Here is an 18,278-nt window from a genome sequence, read left to right as displayed (position 1 = left end):
CCTGTAAGGGCAAAAGCCAGTGTGTACTGTTATGCCCTTACAGGGCGCAGGGATAAACATTACTCAATTCCCAGGGCGTTGCCCTGGGCTATAAGATAAAAGGCTTTCAGCCTTGAGCTGCGCAATGAATGCCTGCTCTGTTCAAATCCCTACAGAAATGAACAAAAATCAACTACTAATCCGCCTTGTTTATTAATACTTCAATCGTTTTTCTAACCCGTCTTGCAGTAGTCACAGGGTGGCAATACTCTTCTATATGTACTGTTCCTCCCATAGATACTGCCTCATTGTGGTGCGTCATGGCACTTTTTACATTCTCCCTTGCCGAAAAGTGATATTCACGGATTCCTGTTTCGGCAGCAATGCGGGCAATGTTGTTTTCGTTCACTCCGCATCCCGCCAGTAAGGTGATGCGCCCTGCTGCCTGTTGCTGCAACTCTTTCAGCAAAGGGATGCCTTGTTCTGCCGTGGACTGCTGCCCGGAAGTAAGGATACGGCTGCATCCTAATTCAATAATCTGCTCCAGTGCTTCCTGTGGATTGCGGCATACATCAAAGGCGCGGTGGAAGGTGACGGGCATACCTTGCGAAGCCTCCATAAGTTGCTCCATAAACGGTATGTCTATATCACCTTTGGCAGTGAGGCAGCCGAATACTAATCCGTCCGCTCCCAGCCTGTGAGCGTTACTGATATCTTTCAGCATGATGCGCTGTTCGATGGGAGAATACAGAAAATCTCCGCCACGCGGGCGGATAATGACGTGCAGCAGAGTATTGTTCAATACTTCGCGTGCAATAACAATGTCTCCGTAGGATGGGGTAATACCGCCTTCCGGTATCCCTGCGCATAACTCCACCCGATTTGCTCCCCCTGCCTGGGCGGCAAGGCAACTCTCTACGGAGTTGGCACAAACTTCAAATTGATATTGCTCCATAACTTTTATAATGCAAGAAATGATAATGATGTCTATCCTGTTGTCATTCTGAGCGAAGAATAACAGATAACCTCTGCAAAAATATTAAAAACTCCGTGAACTCTGTGTCTTCTGTGGTGAAATAAAAGAGGCGGAGAATCAATTCCCCGCCTCTTATCATCTATTTCAAACTTTACAATTTACTTCGCATAGCTTACAGCGCGTGTCTCACGGATTACCGTGATTTTCACCTGTCCCGGATACGTCATCTCATCCTGTATCTTCTTCGCTATTTCACCGGAAAGGTTTTCTGTCTGCTTGTCGTCAATCTTGTCGGCACCAACGATTACGCGCAACTCACGACCTGCTTGGATAGCATAAGTCTTTGTCACACCCGGATAAGACATTGCCAACTGCTCCAGATCATTCAGGCGCTTGATGTAAGCCTCAACGATTTCGCGGCGTGCTCCCGGACGTGCACCTGAGATGGCATCACATACCTGTACGATAGGTGCCAGAAGGCTTGTCATTTCCACTTCGTCATGGTGAGCACCAATGGCGTTGCAGATGTCCGGTTTTTCTTTGAACTTCTCAGCCAGCTTCATACCATAGAGTGCGTGCGGCAATTCCGGCTCTTCATCGGGCACTTTACCGATGTCATGCAGCAATCCGGCACGTTTGGCTTTCTTCGGGTTCAGTCCCAGTTCCGATGCCATCACAGCGCAGAGGTTGGCTGTTTCGCGAGCATGCTGCAGCAGGTTCTGACCATAAGAGGAGCGGTATTTCATCTTACCGATAATACGGATCAATTCAGGATGCAAACCGTGGATACCGAGGTCAATCGTGGTACGTTTACCGGTTTCAATGATTTCTTCTTCCACTTGCTTGCGCACTTTGGAAACTACTTCTTCGATGCGTGCGGGGTGGATACGTCCGTCAGTCACCAACTGGTGCAAAGCCAGACGGGCAATCTCGCGGCGAACCGGGTCGAAGGCTGACAAAACGATTGCTTCCGGAGTATCATCCACAACGATTTCAACGCCTGTAGCTGCTTCCAATGCACGGATATTACGACCTTCGCGACCGATGATGCGGCCTTTGATTTCATCCGATTCTATATGGAATACGGTAACTGAGTTTTCGATGGCAGTTTCCGTAGCCACACGCTGGATGGACTGTATCACGATGCGTTTGGCTTCCTTGCTTGCAGTCAGCTTGGCATCGTCCATAATGTCGTTGATGAAGGACTGTGCCTGCGTTTTGGCTTCCTCTTTCAAAGATTCTACCATACGCTCTTTAGCTTCTTCGGCGGAGAGCCCGGAAATGGTTTCCAGTTTTTCGATTTCCTGCTGTTGCAGTTTGTCCAGTTCTTCCTTCTTCTTATCAATAATCACTAATTGGGCTTCCAGGTTTTCTTTCACCGCTTCGGCTTCCGATTTCTTGCGCTGTATCTCTTCCTGGCGTTGGTTCAGCACCAATTCGCGTTGTTTCAACTTGTTCTCCGCTTGCTGAATTTTCTGGTTGCGGATGGCTACTTCTTTCTCCAAGTCTGCCTTTTTGTTCAGGAACTTTTCCTTTACTTCGAGCAGCTTATTCTTCTTAATCACTTCCGCTTCAGTTTCGGCTTCCTTCAGAATGTTGTCATATTTGGACTTCAAACCATGTTTGAAGAACATGTACGACAGAAATCCACCGATAATGAAACAGGCAATGGATACTAGTATTGTTACTGTCATTTCAATTTGTTTTAAAAATATAAATAAAAAGCGCACTGTAGAAAAGTCGCCTCCGTTTTCTGGAGGTCACTTTTACACAGTGCGCGGGGTTTCTTAATCTTTTGCTGGCTCTGGTGTTCTTGAAAAGTCTTCCGGGCGTTTACAGTCCCTTAAAGTATGTTTCCAACACCTCTGTCAGTTCTTCTATCTTGTCGGCATACGGACGAGTGTCGTTTCGGTTTTTCATTTTCAGGTTCTCCAAAGCAAATTGATAGGCCACCATGGCTATAATCTTCTCAGGAGTCACATTCTGGTAATGTTCTCGATACGCATTGAGCCGTATATCCACCTGTTTGGCGGCTTCTCTCACCATTTCTTCCTCTTCACGCAATATGGTGAGGGGATAGGTGGAGCCTGCCATCTGTAGGTTTATCTTTATCTTATCGTTCATACATCTTGTTATTCATTCAACAAAGCGATGCATTTATCGACTTCACGCACTAATTTGGACAATCGCAGTTTCGTCTCTTTTACGTCGCTGCCGTTAAGGCTGATTGTCATTGCTGTTTTTAGGTTCGTATAGTCGCCTTCCAAAGCTTCATATTCAGCATGTACCTGCTCGCATTCTTCTTGTTTAGTTTTTAGAAGTTGCTTTAGTTCAGCATTTTCGCGTCTCAATTCGTCATGTAAAAAGACTAAATGACGCAGTCTCGCTTCAAAGGTACTTAATCGCTTCTTTTCTTCGTCAGTCATTACTATACCAAAATTGTACACAAAAATACAATTAACTTGGAGATTACAAAAACTTTTCAGGGAAAAATGTTGCCTGAGTATCGAAATAATATGAAAACGGTACTTATGCGGACTGAAAAGGGTTTGTTTGGCGGATGCTTAAAACTATTCCTATTCTTACAAGAAACTAATCCCAGCACTGCGATGAACTAATATTTTTCTTGCATCTTATTATTCATTCAACAATTATAAAAGTTTCCTACAATAATTATATTTCTTTCTTACAACATCTGTTGTAGGAAACTATAATATATATAGTATGAATAATAAGATGCAAGAAAAATATTAGTTCATCGCAGTGCCGGGATTAGTTTCTTGCAAGGTAGGGATTAGTTTCTTGCAGCGTAGGGGTTGGCTTTTTGCAATGGTGGAATTATTCGTCTCTATTAGGGTTTTGAATCAAATGGACTATTTCAATTCCCCTCCTCCAGTTGGAGGAGGGGTGCCCGCAGGGTGGGGTGGTAGGTGAGAAAAGAAGTCCTTAATGTTCTTATTAATAGGTATTTTATTGTTTTGCCTACCACCTCCCCCTACGGGTGCTCTTCCTCCGGGGAGGAGGAGAATTAAGATAGTATCGCTTATCATTTGCTCCCTTTCTTATCACTTGTGAATTAATTCCGGAGTATTCGTACCTTCTCGAAAGCTTTCTTTTTGTTTTCTATAAATTAATTTATAGAATAATTTGGTTTATAGAATAAACTACTTATATTTGCACCGGAGTTCGAACCCGAAATGTATGATTATTGTAGAAATTTAATTGGTGTACAGTTATGAAAACGATTGGTTTTAAATGGGTTGCATTGTTTGTTGTAAGCGTATGTGTGGTCTCGGCATCAGCACAGGGCGACTTGACAGTGAAAGTGAAGAACATTCGTTCTGCAAAAGGAAAGGTGATGATTGCTGCCGATAAAGGGCAATATGCAATGGTGGATGCTACGGGTGATACGGCAACTCTTGTATTAAAAGAGATGCCCGAAGGAAAATGCAAATTGTATGTGTATCACGATGAAAACGGCAATTATCAACTGGATCGGGAAGACGGGGTGCCAGTAGAGAATTGCGCGATTGTAGATTTAGACATGACGGCTGAAACAAAAACGATTGATATAGAGCTGAAAGATGTAAAGGCCTTACAGGACAAAGCAAAAAAATAATTTTATATATAAAGAGAAACACTGTTATGGAAGACAAGAAAATGACTGAAAAGGAGAGTTTGGAGCTTATCACGCAGATGATACAGAATAGTAAGAAAAACCTTCGGTTGGGGAATGTGAATATTCTTTTGCTATGGGGGTATCTTTGTGCGATAACTGCGCTTGTGGTTTATGTTCTGATTTTGATAACTGGTAATCCGCTTTGGAATTGGGTCTGGTTGGCTATACCGGTTATTGGTTTTCCGGTGATGTACTGGTTGAAGAAAAAGGAAGATAAGCCGGTTTTGACTTACACGGATAAGGTTTTACTTGCTATCTGGAGCAATATCGGGCAATATGGAATTGGTATTTCTATAATAGCCGCTCTCTATTTTGACTCCATGTTATTATTGCTGCCGATTATTCTGCTGCTGTGTTCATTGGGAGTTAATATTACGGGGAGCATTATAAATGATTCATGGATGAGAAATGCTGCTGGTTGTTCATTGGCAATATCCGTGGTTATGATATCGCATATCTTGTTAAATCCGCCTGAATTCAACTTTATGTATCCTGCTTTTGCTGTTTGTTTTATTATTATGCTGATTATTCCCGGGCATCGGTTGAACAGAAGATACACAAAAGAATAATTGCATTAAATCAATAAGTTATGGAAGATAGAAAAATAACTGAGCAAGAGAGTTTAGAACTCATCTCTCAGATGATACAGAATACACGTCGTAATCTAGATGCGGGTAGCGGAAATATATTTCTGTTGTGGGGATATATTGGAACCATAGCGACTTTAGTTGTGTACGCAGGCTTATGTTTTACAAAAGACCCTCATTGGATGTGGGGCTTTTGGGGAATACCTGTTATTGGAATCCCTTTGGGAATATATTTAGAACATAAATCACAGAAACGGGCTAAAGCCTATTCGGATAGGGTGCTGACTGAAATATGGCGTATACTGGGTGGACTCTGTATGGCTGTGGCAATAGGAGCTACCTGTATGAAACAGTTTGAATTTATCCTGCCGTTAGGAACATTGATTATGTCGTTGGGGAGTATTATTACAGGTATTATTGTTCGCTACAAGGCTTTTTATCTTTTCTCGTCAATCGGGTTGGCAATAGGCTTGTATATGGTGTTTGCAGCAATGGGAGAAGATGCTCCTACCTATGTTTCTTTACTTTGTTTCGCTGTGGCTGCTGTCTTTGCAATGATTATTCCCGGGCACATGCTGAATATTGCTGCGAAGAAAGAAAACTATGTTTCAAATAAATAATTAGGAGGAACTGCGATGAACTCATTTCTTGGTTGTCTTCTCATTGGAAACATGGTGTTGCTGGCTTTCTTGCTGGTAAAGGTGCTCGATCTTACAGATTATTAACTTCTAAAGTAGAGATGAAATGATGGATGTTGCAAGATTAAATAAACAAAAGAGCCAATTATGGTGGACGGTTACGATACTGATGATAATGTGCATGTATTGGCTTTCCAATGTCGTATTATGGGTTCCTTGGAGTCATAATCCGCAGTTGGGAATACTGTTGATGCTTACGGTGAATCCTCTTTTCTGGGCGGCAGGTATTTATATTTGTCTGGCTTCTGAAAATAGAACAGGGAATCTGATGAAAAAAGCCCTTGTGGTGGCATCGCTTGCCGTTGGGATATCGTTGATTTCTGATTACCTGTTTTTTGCAGTATACATGGGGTCGAAGGATGTTTGGCATATCACGACTTTTTATGGTTATGCCTGGTTGGCTGTATTGACATTTGGCGAAGTACTTTTATTAAAGAAAAAGTTGCTTGCCAGACAATATGCTGTGACGACAAGGCTGTTGCTGATATTAACCCTATGTTTATTGTTTCTGCTGTTCTTCCTGTTTTATTATTTAATGTAAGATAAGGAATGAATGTTCGTTTGTATGTATGATTTCGGATAAATAAAATAGTTGGTAATGGATAATAAAAATATGACTGAGAAAGAGAGTTTGGAACTCATCACTCACATGATACAGAACGCAAAGTACAAGATGGCTGAGAATGCTGGAATGCCTTTTCTGATATGGGGATATTTGTGTACGGTGATATCTCTGGTGATTTGGTTTCTCCTGAAAGAAACCGGTAATTACAACTGGCAATGGATGTGGTTCCTGTTGCCCGCGATTTCTTTTCCTGCCACCTTGTGGATAAACCGGAAGAAGCAGAAGATGGCACGAACCTATATCGACCGGATATTAGGGTACGTCTGGACCGTGTTCGGATTGGGTGGTTTTCTGATAACCTGGGTGGCCATCTTCTATTGGAGTTTGCCTGTCTTGTTCATCATACTGTTGATAATGGGAATGGGTACGGCATTGACCGGTCTGATTGTAAACATGAAGGTAGTGACTATAGGAGGAACTTTGGGAGCTCTGTCGTCATTAGGTTGTCTCTTTATACACGGCTTCGACCAGATATTGCTTTTTGCCTTGGCTTTTATTTTTATGATGGTTATTCCGGGACATTTCCTGAACTATAAAGTGAAGAAAGGAGGCGGTGCGTGACAAAAAGTCGTTTCGAGAATTTCCTGACCTCTTGGAAGTTCTTTTTGTTACTTGTACTTTTGCAGTTCCTTTTGATGCCGGTGGCGACGAAAGGCTTTAAGTTTGAGGCTGCGGGAGATTTGATATTTTACACACTGGGACATGCCTTCATTATGGATATGTATCCTTATACTGTTTATTTTCAGATAGTAATGATACTGACTTTGGTGGCTGTTATTGTCTGGAGAGGTAAGTTCGGCAGATGTTTTATGGCGATTGCAGGGTGTTTCTATCTGCTGTATGCCGTGATACAGAATATGGCTGTGACGGAACAGTACGGTTTCAGCATGGGTTGGGTATGTCCCTATTTGCATTGTTGAGTAGTAAACGAAAGAAAAACGAATGATATGTTTAAAGAACTGAACCCTTTGCTCCACTCTGAGCTGCGTTTAGCGGTGATGTCGTTGCTTATTGGCGTCGAAGAGGCAGACTTTGTCTTTATCCGCCAACAAACAGGGGCAACGGCCGGTAACCTCAGCGTGCAGATTGACAAGCTCAATAAAGCAGGCTATGTGGAGGTGACAAAGACGTTCAAAGGAAAAATGCCTTGTACTCTCTGCAAGATTACGCCGCAGGGGGTGGACGCCTTTGAGGAATATGTGGAGGCACTGAAAACGTATATTATTAAAAAATAAAAAGATACTGTATGAGAATTTTAGTCACTTACGCTGTTCAGGGCGAGTTTACGGAATTGAAATTTCCCGGATTGATAGGGGAGGAAGAAGTACACGTTGGGTATCTCCGTACGGGGGTAGGAAAAGTGAAGTCGACGTATTATCTTACCGAGGTGATAAATCAGGGACAACCGGATCTGGTGATAAATGTCGGCACGGCAGGAAGCATCGACCGCCAAGTGGGTGATATATTGGTATGCCGTCATTTCATCGACCGTGATATGGAGAAGCTTGCCAATCTGGGTGTGGAGTATGAGATAGACTCTTCTGCTTTGCTTGCCGAAAAGGGATATTGTATGCATTGGACAGGAGAAGGGGTTTGTAATACGGGTGATACTTTCCTGACGGAGTTGTCGGATGTGAAAGGCGATGTTGTCGATATGGAAGCTTTTGCGCAGGCATTTGTGTGCCGTGCCAAGAAAGTACCTTTCATTGCGGTGAAGTATGTGACGGATATCATCGGACAGAATTCCGTGAAGCATTGGGAGGATAAACTGGCTGATGCACGCAAGGAGTTAGGGGAGTTTTTTGAGAAGATTGGTGGGGTGGTTAAATGATAATTTATTTCAGCGTCTTGAACGATAGAATATGATACGTCACTCCTGCAGCGATAATCAGAAGCAATATCTTCATCCATAGATAGGGAATGATGAAGAAAACACAGTATAGCATCGTAATCCACATCAAGGAGATGGAGATAATCTTTGCTCGTAAAGGAATGGCTTTGTTTTCGCGGAAGTTGCGAATATAAGGACCGAGATGTTTTTGGTTCAGTAACCATGTGTATAAGCGGGGAGAACTTTTGAAGTATAGTGCGGCAGTGAGTAGTAAAAACGGTGTGGTGGGCAGCAGCGGCAGGAAGATGCCGAGGATGCCGAGAGTTAAAGAAATTGTACCAAACGTGATATAGAGAGTTTTCATGCCGCAAAAGTACTCTTTTTTTGTTTACGGGAAAAGTCCGGATGATTTTGTGAGGAAGAATATCCGGAATTCTTTCCTCGCGGTGGGCTTAAAAATATAACCTTTTGTAATACAGTATTCGTTTTAAATGCTTATGTTTGCGGAAGTATATCAATAAAGTCAAGCCATGAATTTCCACAAGGCCACCCTTATATTGTTGTTGATGCTCTGCAATGCATTTGTTGCATTGGCACAGACTGCCGCAGACTCTTTAGTAATTGTTACTGCCAACTGGAATACCACTCCTATGGGAAAGGGCATTCTTCTCCGTGAAGCGGAATTCACCTCTTTGTATGGTGTCCCCCAACACATCGCTATCCTGGAAATAAAACCTGAGCAGCATCGTTTTGACATCCTTGTTCATTCACCTAAAGAAGAGACGAGCAGTGCCGCCCGTCGTTCGGGAGCAGTGGCAGCCATCAATGGCTCTTATTTCAACATCAAGCAGGGAACATCTGTCTGTTATCTGAGGAAAGACGGCGTAGTGATAGATACCACCGCTACCGGCGTACTCAGTACCGTCTCTACCGGTGCTGTGCGCATCAGTAAAGGGAAACTGGATATTATCCCCTGGCATAAACAGAATGAAAAAACTTGCGATCTGAAAGAGGGCAGTATCCTTTCTTCCGGTCCGCTGATGCTGCTGGATGGGAAAGATTGTGACCTTTCGGCTTGCGATCGCTCATTTGTCAGAACCAAGCATCCGCGTAGTGCGGTGGCCGTGATGAAGGATGGAAGTATCTTCCTCATTGCAATAGCCGGTCGTTTCGCAGGTAAGGCAGAGGGCATCAATATCCCCGAACTGACACATCTGCTTCGCGTATTGGGTGCCGAGAAAGCCTTGAATCTCGATGGTGGCGGTTCTACCACCCTTTGGAGTGCGTCTGCACCGGATAATGGTGTTGTGAATAAACTCTGCGACAATAATCTCTATGACAATAAAGGAGAGCGTAAAGTGGCCAATTCACTTTGCGTTTACGAATAAAAGCAGAAGATTCCGCCCGTAATCCATCTATTTTTTGTACTTTTGTGCCGTGCCGAGGTGACATCAGGTGCGACAACAGACAGAGTATTTTCTTAATCAGTGTATTAATAAGAGTATGTATACAGTTATTAAACGTATGGAAATATCGGCTGCCCACAGTCTGAAACTTTCCTATCGCAGCAAATGTGAGAATCTGCATGGTCACAACTGGATTATCACAGTCTACTGCCGTTCTCGGGAACTCAATGCCGATGGAATGGTGGTTGATTTCAGTCACATCAAAGAGACGGTGAAAGAGAAGCTCGACCACCGGAATCTGAATGAAGTTCTTCCTTTCAATCCCACTGCCGAAAATATAGCCCGCTGGATATGTGAGCAAATTCCTACCTGTTTCAAAGTCGAGGTACAGGAGTCCGAATCCAATGTTGCCGTATATGAGAAAGATTAATGAGATTTTTTATAGCTTGCAGGGAGAGGGGTATCACACCGGTACACCGGCTGTCTTTGTCCGTTTCTCCGGCTGTAATCTGAAGTGTTCATTTTGTGATACACAGCATGAGGAGGGCACGTTTATGTCGGATGAAGAAATCGTAGCGGAGATACGGAAATATCCTGCTGTTACGGTTATCCTGACGGGCGGGGAACCTTCCCTCTGGATTGATGAGGCTTTTATAGATTGCTTGCATCAGGCTGGCAAGTATGTGTGTATCGAAACAAACGGTACACGTTCGTTGCCGGAGAATATCGATTGGGTGACTTGTTCGCCCAAACAGGGAGTGAAGCTGGGTATTACCCGTATAGATGAAGTGAAGGTAGTGTACGAAGGACAGGATATAGGAGTATATGAGTTGCTTCCTGCCGAACATTTCTTTTTGCAGCCTTGTTCGTGTGCCAATACGGCGGAGACGGTGGCATGTGTGATGCAACATCCCAAATGGCGGTTAAGTCTGCAAACGCATAAGCTGATTGATATTCGTTAGATTGACTGTTACGTATTAGATTGCTGTTACGCAAATGTAACAGGAATGATATCTTTCTTTTCTTTTTTACCGTTTACTTTGCCACGAAATAAAATTGTAAATGAGAGAGAATATGAAATCAATTCGTTTTTTGTCCCTGATGTTCCTGCTGGGTTTGCTGGCAGTGAAGGGATATGCAACCGACCAGCCGGTCAAAAAAGAGATTACCGTAAAGGGTGTGGTGACCGATGGTGTTAATTTCACCCAAACAGATGAAAAAGGACGTTGATTTGAGGTGATATTCTGTTGATATAAGGATAGAAAAATAAAGAGAGAGAAACCAATTTCGTTTCTCTCTCTTTATTTCTGCACGGGAGGAGAGGCTCGAAGTACAACGACGTTGTGCCTGTTCCTTATGCTTATTGACTGTTAACATCTTACTATTTCTACCTTGGTTAAATGAATATTATTCTGTGTCCGAAATATGTCCGACATTGAATGTTTATTTATTATTTAAAGTATCTGATACAAAGTTTAATACCGTGGACACTTTATTTGGTTATCGTTAAACCTGACCCACTTGCATCGGCACATCCAGCAGATATGTCCTGATGGGCAACTATTTTTTTCATCTCAGCAATTTGTCCTTCAAGGCGTCCAAGTTCACGATTTAATTCTTCATTTCTTATTTTTAATTCTTTATTTTCTTCTTTTAAATGCTGAAAAAGGGCATCTGTAGGTTCAGGAGTTATGAACTTTTCTCCTTTTCCAGTGATAAGCCACATAATATTGACTTGAGGATATGTGATTAATATATCATTCAAAACTCCTGAGGTTATATCATTATTTAAACTTGTCACATAGGTTGATGTACGACCTATGCTGATGGAAAATTCACGGCGTGATAGCTCTAATGCCTCACAGAGAGCAATTAATCTATCTCGAACAGCTGATGACTTTTGTTCTGTATCCATAATAAAGGTTAATTGAATGATATATAGTTCATATTTTATTTGTTTTTAAACTATATATCATTCATATTTGTATTGTATTTTAAATCACACGAAACAAATGTACAAAGAAATCGAAACCCCTGCAATAGCGAAAAAACGCTATTACTTTAAAAAAGGCTATCGGCAAGTGACTATAGCTCAGAAAGATGAAGTTCGCAAGAATTTGATGTCTGCATTAAACATCACGCGTTACACCTATTTCTCGCATTTGCTTAATAATGGTATTGTGGATATTACCATGTCTAAGTATGAAGTTATCACCCATATTCTTCAGAAATATGGAGTGACTGATATTTGGGATATTGTTCCTGAAGATCAAAAAATATGATGATATGGCTGCATTATCAGAACGGGAAGTACAGATTGCGGAGCGTATAGCTTGGGGTGCTTCCCAAAAAGAAGTTGCTGATGATCTTGGTATTTCCCGCTATACAGTAGATAATATTCTTCGTAAGATATATCAGAAACTTCATATTGGCAAGATAAACGAACTGTCTGCATGGTGGTTCTGCACACATTTCAATATCAGCTTTGAACTATCACCTTTAAAGCGTGCCATTGGTGCGGTGGCTCTGGTCGTTTTGATAATTTTCAACGATTTTATCTCAGGAGATTACTATTGCCGTAGTCGAGGGCGCAGAGAAAAAACAGAGGTGTCGGTTCGCTTGAAGGAAGTTTAACTTATTTGTCTAATATATAATTAAAATGATTATGGGAGAAAAGATTTTTCTTTTAGCTCTTAAAAAGAGTAGCAAGCATGAAGGTACTACTTATTGTATAGGAGTATATAAACTGGGAACTCCAAGTATGGAGTTTGTTTTAGGTGAAACTGACAATGACCGGGATTATAGAGCAGGTGATGAAGTTTCATATATTTATAATGCAGATTATACAGACAATTTACAGAGCGCTTTAAATTGGCTGAATAACATTAAATAGATGGTTTGAAACAATAAAAACTAACTAATATGAAATTGACAAAGGAAGAAGATCAAGTAATCTGCAAGTTTTTAAAGATCGTAGCAGAAGAAGGTGGTAAGGAGATGTTAAAATTGATGCAGTTTGTTCTTATGAAATTATCTGAAGAAGCCATTCAGATGAATGCTGCTGAAGTTGTTTTAAGCCAGGTTCTAAATTATAAAGGTGAGAAATACAATACGCGTATGGTTATCCAGTATTCCAAAGTGGGTGAAAAAACATTGGAAGAACGTGCATACGAAATTGCTGACCGTATGCTCTTATCAGGATCAGGAAATTGTGATCTTCGGGAAGAGCTGAAGAAAGCTGTATTAGCTGGGTATAATTTATATAATGAGGATTTCGATGACGAAGTATGAATGATTTTATAAAAAAATGAATTTAAATATAATATACCTAATCCCCTTTATGCTTTATATCATACTCTTTACATTTACGAATAATAAAACCGATGAATGCAATAGGAGCATAAATAATAGCAGAAGATCTAAGAAATATTGATAAAGCATATTCGTGTCCAAGTGAATAGCTTTCTGGTGAACGTATAAGATAAAAAGATGTAGCTAGCATTGGACATATGAGTATTAGAATTTCAAGCTTATATTGATGTTTTGCCAATACAGAACATAAGCATAACATTCCATAGGAATAATATATTGATAAAACGGAAGCCGTAGCAGAAAATATAACTTGCAAATAGATATCTAAACTGTTGAATTGTGGAATATATAAATATAGTATAGTGAAGATTAATGGCAGTTGTATGCAAAAGCCTGTAAAAACATTCTTTTGTTCTATATTATAGATTTTGATTATTTCAGATATATCCATAAAGTATTTAATTTTTCACAAAGTTAATATTAAAATTAAGAATAGAAAGAAATGAAAATTAGAAATAACGATTTATCAAGCCGAAATATAGATATAGATATATCAGATGGCGTTTCAATTCACTTGTACAAGGAAGAATATAACGAACTTATTCGGTTATTGCTCCCAAGTATGGAACAAGAAATCAAAGATGCTCATGCAATTCAGGAAAAAGCAATGACTTTACATATGGATTGCTGGAATTTTCTAAAGGAAGTTAGAGAGCATTTTTATGATTGCTCTGATGGAGAATATTGTCTTCGTAAAGAGTTGAGTGAAGTGAATGAAGATAAGCTATTTGAAACGCTGGATAAGTTCAGTAAGCTATTAGGGTTTGCGTAAATCTAATTATGTATGAAAAAGCAATATGTTATAGCACGTTATTTTCGAGGTTGGCACGTGGAAACGATGTGCCAGCCTACGACAAAGAAGGATGCTGATAAACGATGTGCTAAACTGCAAAAAGAAGCGTCTCCATTGACTGAATACAAGGTGCTTAAAATTGGCACTACGAATAAAAAAGTAACTTACATTTAACGTAAAACATTAAGATGGTGAGTAAGAAAAAACAAAAGGATGACCGTAAACAACTTCTAATACGGTATCGTATGAATGAAAAAGGTTGTATATCTTTTATTGATCCTTGTTGTGATGAAATTCCAGCTCTTCTTTTTGGCAAGATAATGGAAGCCATATCCGATGTCGAAAAAGAATGGAATGCTCGCAGGATAAATAAATTGAGGGTCTAAATTTGATAGAGATAGAATGACGATGTATGTCCTTGATGACATATTTGTCTTCTCTTTCCTTTGTACCCGGCCAATGTTTTAGATCATGGATTTGCTTCAATATTTTCCGGACGACTGTCAATCCTGGATTTCGTCTTATATTGAGTTGATGGGGGTGGAGAGGTTGACGGAATATTATAATAAAGTACTCATCAGGCTGTATGATATGCAGCCCGGTGAATCTTTCCGGGTACTTGAAAAGGTCAGTCCGGAGAACTATGATCTTTTCATGAAATGCGTGTATTCATGCCTGTGTGCGTTTGACTTATATGGCATATACAGCTACTATATCGAAGAACAGGGTACTGTCATTCTCAGAAGATAGTACCTGAATATATAAATGCAATGATAGACGAAAGAATTATAGAACAAATTTTGGATCGTGCCGACATTGTGGACGTGATATCCGGTTATGTTGAACTGAAGAAGAAAGGTGTTAATTATGCAGCTTGTTGTCCGTTCCACAAAGAGAAGACACCCAGTTTTATGGTGAACCCGGCACGCGGTACATGGCACTGTTTCGGATGCGGTAAAGGTGGAAATACTATTGGTTTCTTGATGGAACATGAAACTATGACTTTTCCGGAGGCAGTATGTGCTCTTGGTAAACGGTATGGCATTACCGTTGAGGACGAGAAATTGACTCCTGAGCAGGAACAGGCACGGATGAAGCGCGAAAGTATGTTTATCATCAACCAAAGATGTGCCGAACATTTCCGGCAGAATTTACTTCTTCCTACTAATAAAACGGCTGCTGAATATGTTAAAGGACGTTGGGGGCTGGAGTATGCCGAAGAAATGGGAATTGGTTTCGCCCCTGACAAATGGGATGATTTGTTGGGGTTCGCCCGATCATCCGGTCTGTCTATCGACTTGATGAAGGAAATGGGATTGCTGAAGGTCGGTGAAAAAGGTAATACTTATGATGTTTATCGTAATCGTGTCGTTATCCCTATACGGGATCGGTTCCGGAGAATAATCGGCTTTACTGCCCGTGATATGTCCGGTGATAAGGTGGCTAAATATATGAATTCTACCGAAAGTGATATCTACCATAAGAGAGATTCAATATTCGGTATCGATACGGCTATACGCCAGGCGGCTAAGGAAGATAAATTTTATCTGGTGGAGGGTGCCCCTGATGCGATGCAGCTTAAACGCATTCGCGTCAATAATGCAGTAGCGCCGCTTGGGGGAGATTGGACTGAAAACCAAATGGAGCAACTGAAGAAGTATGCTACTAAACTTTGTTTTCTTCCGGATGCAGATCCGCCAAATTTGGAGAGAAGCGAAAAATTAGGTGCAGGTATTCGTAACGTGATGCGTAACGGTATGTTGGCTATGAAATGCGGATTTGGCGTGTCGGTTAAAGAACTTCCCATGGGGGAGGAGCAGAGCAAGAACGATCCGGATAGTTATTGCACAAGCATTCAGAAGTTTCAAGAACTAAAAGAAGTTGATTTTATACCATGGTACGCAAGTTACATATTTCAGGATATAAATACTACTGAAGAGCGCAGTGATGCCATCAATACCATTTGTACGATGGTAGTAATGGTGAAGGATGAAGTAAAGGAGTCCATGTACCTAAAGCAGTTGCAATCATTTTATGAGGACAAGAAACTTTGGCAGAAGGCCATTAACCGCGCTAAAAAACTGGATAAGGCCAAACAGGTTATTGATGAAAGCAAGAAGATAGACCGGGATCTTTATCAGAAATATGGCTTTTACGAAGAATACAACGCTTATTTTGCTTTAGCTGGTGACAGTGGTAAGGCGGTACAATGGAGTAATTTTATCATGATGCCCATGTTTCACATTAAGGATTCTTTACTTCCAAAACGTTTGTATCGCATCAAGAATCAGAATAAACAGGAGGAAATCATTGAAATGAAGCAGGAGGATCTTGTGTCACTTTCCAAATTCAAGCAGAAAGTTGAAGGTCTTGGTAATTATATTTGGCTGGCCACAGAAAAGGAGCTGACCAAACTGAAGATGTTTCTTTATGAACAGACAGAAACAGCGCTTGAAGTCACGCAGCTTGGTTGGCAACGTCAGGGATTCTTTGCATATGGTAACGGTTGTTTTGATACGGAATGGCATGCTGCTGATGAATATGGCATCGTACGTCTTAAAAATGGCAACTTTTATCTGCCCGGTTGCAGTACTATTTATCGTGATGATGTGAAGCTTTTCCAGTTTGAACGCAAATTTATATATACCTCTTATAATAATGTTAGCCTGCGTGAGTATAGCGAGAAATTGATTAGGGTATTCGGAGATAACGCAAAGGTGGGATTATGTTTCTTGTTTGCTACATTATTCCGGGATATCATTTCCGGACAAACCAAAAGTTTTCCCATTCTTAATATATTCGGTCCGAAAGGTTCCGGTAAGTCTGAGCTTGGTAAAAGTCTGATGTCATTTTTCGTCATTGACAATAAAGCGCCCAATATTCAGAATGCAACTATCGCAGCATTGAGCGATGCGGTTGCACAGTGTGCAAATGCTTTGGTTCATCTTGATGAATATAAAAATAGCATTGACCTTGATAAGCGCGAGTTCTTAAAAGGGTTGTGGGATGGAACTGGGCGTAGCCGCATGAATATGGACCGGGACAAAAAACGTGAGATTACAAGTGTAGATTGTGGTATCATATTATCCGGTCAGGAGATGCTGACTATTGATATAGCCCTTTTTTCTCGTTTGATTTATCTGACATTCAACAAGACTGAATATTCTAATGAAGAGAAACGGGCTTTTAATGAATGTGACGCTATCAGTTTACAAGGGTTGTCACATTTGGCCCTTCAGCTATTGCGGCATCGGTCTAAAATGGAGACTGATTTTTCTACCAATTACCGCCAGTGCATGAATGATCTCAATGAGCGTCTGAAGGAAACAACTATTGAGGACCGCATACAACGCAACTGGGTCATACCATTGGCAGCCTTCCGAACACTTGAAGCTGTGCTTGATGTGCCGTTTACCTATCGTGAATTGTTGGGGATTTGTGTGGATGGTATCATCCGCCAGAACCGGGAATGTAAAAGTAATAACGAACTGGCCAATTTTTGGAATGTGGTCAGTTACTTGCAACAGGATGGAGAAATCTTTCTGGAAGCTGACTTTCGTATAGACTATCTTTCCAATCTCAAAACCAATAAGGTAAAGGACTTGACATTCAAACAACCGCGCCCCATTTTGCGGATGCAGACAGACCGTATCTTTATGCTGTACAAGAAGTTCGCCAGGCAGGTAGGTGACAACGCGCTACCGACGGAATCCCTGAAATTTTATATCGAGAACTCCAAAGAATACCTGGGTGTACAAAACTCCGTTCGTTTCAAGAATATATTGAAGGGAGTAGAAGTTACTAAAGAGGTGGAAACAGGCGGTCAAAAATATTATCGGAAAACCAGCATGACCAAACAAGCCCTCTGTTTCGATTACACTGAGTTGATGACGAACTATAACATCAATCTTAATATTGATATGGGGATGACTGATGGGGAAGAGGAAGCACAGAATAACAAACCGAGGGAGAACGGTACTTCTCCGTATATGTTCTAATACGTCTATCATAGTTGTGTAGAAGCCCTTGCCTGTGAAGGTAGGGGCTTTTTTGTGTCTTTCTGAACGTAAAGTACGTATTATTTTGGGGCAAAAAATGCGTCTACACTTTCTACACTTTCTACAATGTTATAAATCAGTATATTACATTATAAATATAGATTCTACATGCTTCTACAAATTTCTACAAAATATGACTTTTCTACATTTCTTCTACAAAATGGTACTTTGTAGAAGCCTTTTCTACACTTTTTCTTCTATACTAAAACCGTTATATTGTTGATATATAGGTATTTCTATGACTTGTAGAAAGTGTAGAAGGTGTAGAGGGCAA

Annotated in this window: 28 protein-coding genes; 21 read left to right on the top strand and 7 right to left on the bottom strand. The window is 41.0% G+C overall.

The features are described 5' to 3' along the window. Positions 1–175 precede the first annotated feature (175 nt). The 4 genes from BUC01_RS17885 to BUC01_RS17870 form a co-directional block, all read right to left on the bottom strand. Entirely contained in the window at positions 176–934 is a 759-nt protein-coding gene (locus BUC01_RS17885; RefSeq protein ID WP_025835087.1) for a copper homeostasis protein CutC, read from the bottom strand. 179 nt (positions 935–1,113) lie between these two features. Beyond that, positions 1,114–2,649 (bottom strand): ribonuclease Y, encoded by a 1,536-nt coding sequence (rny, locus tag BUC01_RS17880; RefSeq protein ID WP_025835089.1) that lies wholly within the window; start codon positions 2,647–2,649, stop codon positions 1,114–1,116. Between the two features lie 139 nt (positions 2,650–2,788). Continuing rightward, positions 2,789–3,079, bottom strand: coding sequence for a cell division protein ZapA (locus BUC01_RS17875; RefSeq protein ID WP_007213043.1), 291 nt, complete (start codon positions 3,077–3,079; stop codon positions 2,789–2,791). 8 nt (positions 3,080–3,087) lie between these two features. Continuing rightward, positions 3,088–3,381: a hypothetical protein gene (locus BUC01_RS17870; protein WP_034524711.1), complete on the bottom strand. Its 294-nt coding sequence runs from the start codon at positions 3,379–3,381 to the stop codon at positions 3,088–3,090. Positions 3,382–4,190: 809 nt separating this feature from the next. On the opposite strand from BUC01_RS17870, the gene BUC01_RS17865 reads away from it, so the two are divergent. The 8 genes from BUC01_RS17865 to BUC01_RS17830 all read left to right on the top strand — a co-directional run bounded on the left by BUC01_RS17865 (position 4,191) and on the right by BUC01_RS17830 (position 8,375). After that, positions 4,191–4,574 (top strand): DUF2141 domain-containing protein, encoded by a 384-nt coding sequence (locus BUC01_RS17865; protein ID WP_025834298.1) that lies wholly within the window; start codon positions 4,191–4,193, stop codon positions 4,572–4,574. Between the two features lie 26 nt (positions 4,575–4,600). After that, positions 4,601–5,203, top strand: a complete 603-nt coding sequence (locus BUC01_RS17860; protein WP_025834300.1) for a hypothetical protein — start codon at positions 4,601–4,603, stop codon at positions 5,201–5,203. Positions 5,204–5,223: 20 nt separating this feature from the next. Beyond that, positions 5,224–5,841 carry a hypothetical protein gene (locus BUC01_RS17855; RefSeq protein WP_025834301.1) on the top strand — a complete coding sequence of 206 codons (618 nt, stop codon included), beginning with the start codon at positions 5,224–5,226 and terminating at the stop codon, positions 5,839–5,841. A 124-nt stretch (positions 5,842–5,965) separates the two neighbouring features. After that, positions 5,966–6,460: a hypothetical protein gene (locus BUC01_RS17850; protein WP_034524638.1), complete on the top strand. Its 495-nt coding sequence runs from the start codon at positions 5,966–5,968 to the stop codon at positions 6,458–6,460. A gap of 57 nt (positions 6,461–6,517) precedes the next feature. Next, the gene (locus BUC01_RS17845; protein ID WP_007666111.1) at positions 6,518–7,105 is read left to right on the top strand and encodes a hypothetical protein; all 588 of its coding nucleotides are present in this window, start codon (positions 6,518–6,520) and stop codon (positions 7,103–7,105) included. Then, positions 7,102–7,464, top strand: a complete 363-nt coding sequence (locus BUC01_RS17840; protein WP_244895759.1) for a hypothetical protein — start codon at positions 7,102–7,104, stop codon at positions 7,462–7,464. The genes BUC01_RS17845 and BUC01_RS17840 overlap by 4 nt, the downstream gene beginning before the upstream one ends. A 27-nt stretch (positions 7,465–7,491) precedes the next feature. After that, positions 7,492–7,779: a winged helix-turn-helix domain-containing protein gene (locus tag BUC01_RS17835; RefSeq protein ID WP_009128841.1), complete on the top strand. Its 288-nt coding sequence runs from the start codon at positions 7,492–7,494 to the stop codon at positions 7,777–7,779. Between the two features lie 11 nt (positions 7,780–7,790). Then, positions 7,791–8,375: a 5'-methylthioadenosine/S-adenosylhomocysteine nucleosidase family protein gene (locus tag BUC01_RS17830; protein WP_025834308.1), complete on the top strand. Its 585-nt coding sequence runs from the start codon at positions 7,791–7,793 to the stop codon at positions 8,373–8,375. A gap of 4 nt (positions 8,376–8,379) precedes the next feature. On the opposite strand, the gene BUC01_RS17825 is transcribed toward BUC01_RS17830, so the two are convergent. After that, positions 8,380–8,739, bottom strand: a complete 360-nt coding sequence (locus BUC01_RS17825; protein WP_073314402.1) for a YbaN family protein — start codon at positions 8,737–8,739, stop codon at positions 8,380–8,382. A gap of 166 nt (positions 8,740–8,905) precedes the next feature. Here BUC01_RS17825 and BUC01_RS17820 point away from each other — a divergent pair, with 166 nt between their 5' ends. The 4 genes from BUC01_RS17820 (at position 8,906) to BUC01_RS25235 (ending at position 11,011) form a co-directional block, all read left to right on the top strand. After that, positions 8,906–9,763 carry a phosphodiester glycosidase family protein gene (locus tag BUC01_RS17820; protein WP_073314400.1) on the top strand — a complete coding sequence of 286 codons (858 nt, stop codon included), beginning with the start codon at positions 8,906–8,908 and terminating at the stop codon, positions 9,761–9,763. Positions 9,764–9,878: 115 nt separating this feature from the next. Next, positions 9,879–10,211, top strand: a complete 333-nt coding sequence (gene queD / locus BUC01_RS17815; RefSeq protein WP_025834310.1) for a 6-carboxytetrahydropterin synthase QueD — start codon at positions 9,879–9,881, stop codon at positions 10,209–10,211. Next, positions 10,198–10,743: a 7-carboxy-7-deazaguanine synthase QueE gene (locus BUC01_RS17810; RefSeq protein WP_025834312.1), complete on the top strand. Its 546-nt coding sequence runs from the start codon at positions 10,198–10,200 to the stop codon at positions 10,741–10,743. Before queD ends, BUC01_RS17810 begins: the two co-directional genes overlap by 14 nt. 112 nt (positions 10,744–10,855) lie before the next feature. Further along, positions 10,856–11,011, top strand: coding sequence for a peptidase associated/transthyretin-like domain-containing protein (locus tag BUC01_RS25235; protein WP_243462658.1), 156 nt, complete (start codon positions 10,856–10,858; stop codon positions 11,009–11,011). A gap of 262 nt (positions 11,012–11,273) precedes the next feature. Here the strand turns inward: BUC01_RS25235 and BUC01_RS17805 are convergent, their stop codons facing one another. Beyond that, positions 11,274–11,696 carry a hypothetical protein gene (locus BUC01_RS17805; RefSeq protein ID WP_073314398.1) on the bottom strand — a complete coding sequence of 141 codons (423 nt, stop codon included), beginning with the start codon at positions 11,694–11,696 and terminating at the stop codon, positions 11,274–11,276. A gap of 97 nt (positions 11,697–11,793) precedes the next feature. Here BUC01_RS17805 and BUC01_RS17800 point away from each other — a divergent pair, with 97 nt between their 5' ends. Genes BUC01_RS17800 through BUC01_RS17785 form a run of 4 tightly spaced genes read left to right on the top strand, consistent with a single transcriptional unit; the run spans position 11,794 to position 13,072 of the window. Beyond that, the gene (locus tag BUC01_RS17800; protein WP_025834315.1) at positions 11,794–12,063 is read left to right on the top strand and encodes a hypothetical protein; all 270 of its coding nucleotides are present in this window, start codon (positions 11,794–11,796) and stop codon (positions 12,061–12,063) included. 4 nt (positions 12,064–12,067) lie between these two features. Continuing rightward, a complete protein-coding gene (locus BUC01_RS17795) occupies positions 12,068–12,415 on the top strand; it encodes a response regulator transcription factor (RefSeq protein ID WP_034524643.1) in 348 nt (115 codons plus the stop codon). Between the two features lie 31 nt (positions 12,416–12,446). Next, positions 12,447–12,674: a hypothetical protein gene (locus BUC01_RS17790; RefSeq protein ID WP_243462659.1), complete on the top strand. Its 228-nt coding sequence runs from the start codon at positions 12,447–12,449 to the stop codon at positions 12,672–12,674. Between the two features lie 29 nt (positions 12,675–12,703). Continuing rightward, on the top strand, positions 12,704–13,072 hold the full coding sequence (locus BUC01_RS17785) for a hypothetical protein (RefSeq protein ID WP_025834321.1): 369 nt from the start codon (positions 12,704–12,706) through the stop codon (positions 13,070–13,072). A 37-nt stretch (positions 13,073–13,109) separates the two neighbouring features. On the opposite strand, the gene BUC01_RS17780 is transcribed toward BUC01_RS17785, so the two are convergent. Beyond that, positions 13,110–13,544: a hypothetical protein gene (locus tag BUC01_RS17780; protein ID WP_025834323.1), complete on the bottom strand. Its 435-nt coding sequence runs from the start codon at positions 13,542–13,544 to the stop codon at positions 13,110–13,112. Between the two features lie 51 nt (positions 13,545–13,595). Here BUC01_RS17780 and BUC01_RS17775 point away from each other — a divergent pair, with 51 nt between their 5' ends. The 5 genes from BUC01_RS17775 (at position 13,596) to dnaG (ending at position 17,944) form a co-directional block, all read left to right on the top strand. Continuing rightward, positions 13,596–13,925: a hypothetical protein gene (locus tag BUC01_RS17775; protein ID WP_025834324.1), complete on the top strand. Its 330-nt coding sequence runs from the start codon at positions 13,596–13,598 to the stop codon at positions 13,923–13,925. 12 nt (positions 13,926–13,937) lie between these two features. Beyond that, on the top strand, positions 13,938–14,120 hold the full coding sequence (locus BUC01_RS17770; protein ID WP_025834325.1) for a hypothetical protein: 183 nt from the start codon (positions 13,938–13,940) through the stop codon (positions 14,118–14,120). A gap of 71 nt (positions 14,121–14,191) precedes the next feature. Continuing rightward, positions 14,192–14,332, top strand: coding sequence for a hypothetical protein (locus BUC01_RS17765; protein WP_243462660.1), 141 nt, complete (start codon positions 14,192–14,194; stop codon positions 14,330–14,332). 85 nt (positions 14,333–14,417) lie between these two features. Next, positions 14,418–14,696 carry a hypothetical protein gene (locus BUC01_RS17760; protein WP_139261883.1) on the top strand — a complete coding sequence of 93 codons (279 nt, stop codon included), beginning with the start codon at positions 14,418–14,420 and terminating at the stop codon, positions 14,694–14,696. 20 nt (positions 14,697–14,716) lie between these two features. Next, complete coding sequence (gene dnaG / locus BUC01_RS17755) at positions 14,717–17,944, top strand: DNA primase (RefSeq protein WP_073314396.1); 3,228 nt, start codon at positions 14,717–14,719, stop codon at positions 17,942–17,944. Positions 17,945–18,278 lie beyond the last annotated feature (334 nt).

This window comes from Bacteroides stercorirosoris, assembly GCF_900142015.1.
Taxonomy (GTDB): Bacteria; Bacteroidota; Bacteroidia; order Bacteroidales; family Bacteroidaceae; genus Bacteroides; species Bacteroides stercorirosoris.
Note: the sequence above shows the minus strand (reverse complement) of the source record. Positions and strands in the feature narration are given on the sequence as shown.

Bases quoted from the DNA above. Each gene is read 5' to 3' on its own strand.
- BUC01_RS17800 (WP_025834315.1), top strand. From the start codon at position 11,794: ATGTACAAAGAAATCGAAACCCCTGCAATAGCGAAAAAACGCTATTAC.
- BUC01_RS17830 (WP_025834308.1), top strand. From the start codon at position 7,791: ATGAGAATTTTAGTCACTTACGCTGTTCAGGGCGAGTTTACGGAATTG.
- dnaG (WP_073314396.1), top strand. From the start codon at position 14,717: ATGATAGACGAAAGAATTATAGAACAAATTTTGGATCGTGCCGACATT.
- BUC01_RS17780 (WP_025834323.1), bottom strand. From the start codon at position 13,544: ATGGATATATCTGAAATAATCAAAATCTATAATATAGAACAAAAGAAT.
- BUC01_RS17760 (WP_139261883.1), top strand. From the start codon at position 14,418: ATGGATTTGCTTCAATATTTTCCGGACGACTGTCAATCCTGGATTTCG.
- BUC01_RS17850 (WP_034524638.1), top strand. From the start codon at position 5,966: ATGATGGATGTTGCAAGATTAAATAAACAAAAGAGCCAATTATGGTGG.
- BUC01_RS17765 (WP_243462660.1), top strand. From the start codon at position 14,192: ATGAATGAAAAAGGTTGTATATCTTTTATTGATCCTTGTTGTGATGAA.
- BUC01_RS17770 (WP_025834325.1), top strand. From the start codon at position 13,938: ATGAAAAAGCAATATGTTATAGCACGTTATTTTCGAGGTTGGCACGTG.
- BUC01_RS17860 (WP_025834300.1), top strand. From the start codon at position 4,601: ATGGAAGACAAGAAAATGACTGAAAAGGAGAGTTTGGAGCTTATCACG.
- BUC01_RS17805 (WP_073314398.1), bottom strand. From the start codon at position 11,696: ATGGATACAGAACAAAAGTCATCAGCTGTTCGAGATAGATTAATTGCT.
- BUC01_RS17855 (WP_025834301.1), top strand. From the start codon at position 5,224: ATGGAAGATAGAAAAATAACTGAGCAAGAGAGTTTAGAACTCATCTCT.
- BUC01_RS17885 (WP_025835087.1), bottom strand. From the start codon at position 934: ATGGAGCAATATCAATTTGAAGTTTGTGCCAACTCCGTAGAGAGTTGC.
- BUC01_RS17775 (WP_025834324.1), top strand. From the start codon at position 13,596: ATGAAAATTAGAAATAACGATTTATCAAGCCGAAATATAGATATAGAT.
- rny (WP_025835089.1), bottom strand. From the start codon at position 2,649: ATGACAGTAACAATACTAGTATCCATTGCCTGTTTCATTATCGGTGGA.
- queD (WP_025834310.1), top strand. From the start codon at position 9,879: ATGTATACAGTTATTAAACGTATGGAAATATCGGCTGCCCACAGTCTG.
- BUC01_RS17820 (WP_073314400.1), top strand. From the start codon at position 8,906: ATGAATTTCCACAAGGCCACCCTTATATTGTTGTTGATGCTCTGCAAT.
- BUC01_RS17870 (WP_034524711.1), bottom strand. From the start codon at position 3,381: ATGACTGACGAAGAAAAGAAGCGATTAAGTACCTTTGAAGCGAGACTG.
- BUC01_RS17875 (WP_007213043.1), bottom strand. From the start codon at position 3,079: ATGAACGATAAGATAAAGATAAACCTACAGATGGCAGGCTCCACCTAT.
- BUC01_RS17845 (WP_007666111.1), top strand. From the start codon at position 6,518: ATGGATAATAAAAATATGACTGAGAAAGAGAGTTTGGAACTCATCACT.
- BUC01_RS17810 (WP_025834312.1), top strand. From the start codon at position 10,198: ATGAGAAAGATTAATGAGATTTTTTATAGCTTGCAGGGAGAGGGGTAT.
- BUC01_RS17795 (WP_034524643.1), top strand. From the start codon at position 12,068: ATGGCTGCATTATCAGAACGGGAAGTACAGATTGCGGAGCGTATAGCT.
- BUC01_RS17865 (WP_025834298.1), top strand. From the start codon at position 4,191: ATGAAAACGATTGGTTTTAAATGGGTTGCATTGTTTGTTGTAAGCGTA.
- BUC01_RS17785 (WP_025834321.1), top strand. From the start codon at position 12,704: ATGAAATTGACAAAGGAAGAAGATCAAGTAATCTGCAAGTTTTTAAAG.
- BUC01_RS25235 (WP_243462658.1), top strand. From the start codon at position 10,856: ATGAAATCAATTCGTTTTTTGTCCCTGATGTTCCTGCTGGGTTTGCTG.
- BUC01_RS17790 (WP_243462659.1), top strand. From the start codon at position 12,447: ATGGGAGAAAAGATTTTTCTTTTAGCTCTTAAAAAGAGTAGCAAGCAT.
- BUC01_RS17835 (WP_009128841.1), top strand. From the start codon at position 7,492: ATGTTTAAAGAACTGAACCCTTTGCTCCACTCTGAGCTGCGTTTAGCG.
- BUC01_RS17825 (WP_073314402.1), bottom strand. From the start codon at position 8,739: ATGAAAACTCTCTATATCACGTTTGGTACAATTTCTTTAACTCTCGGC.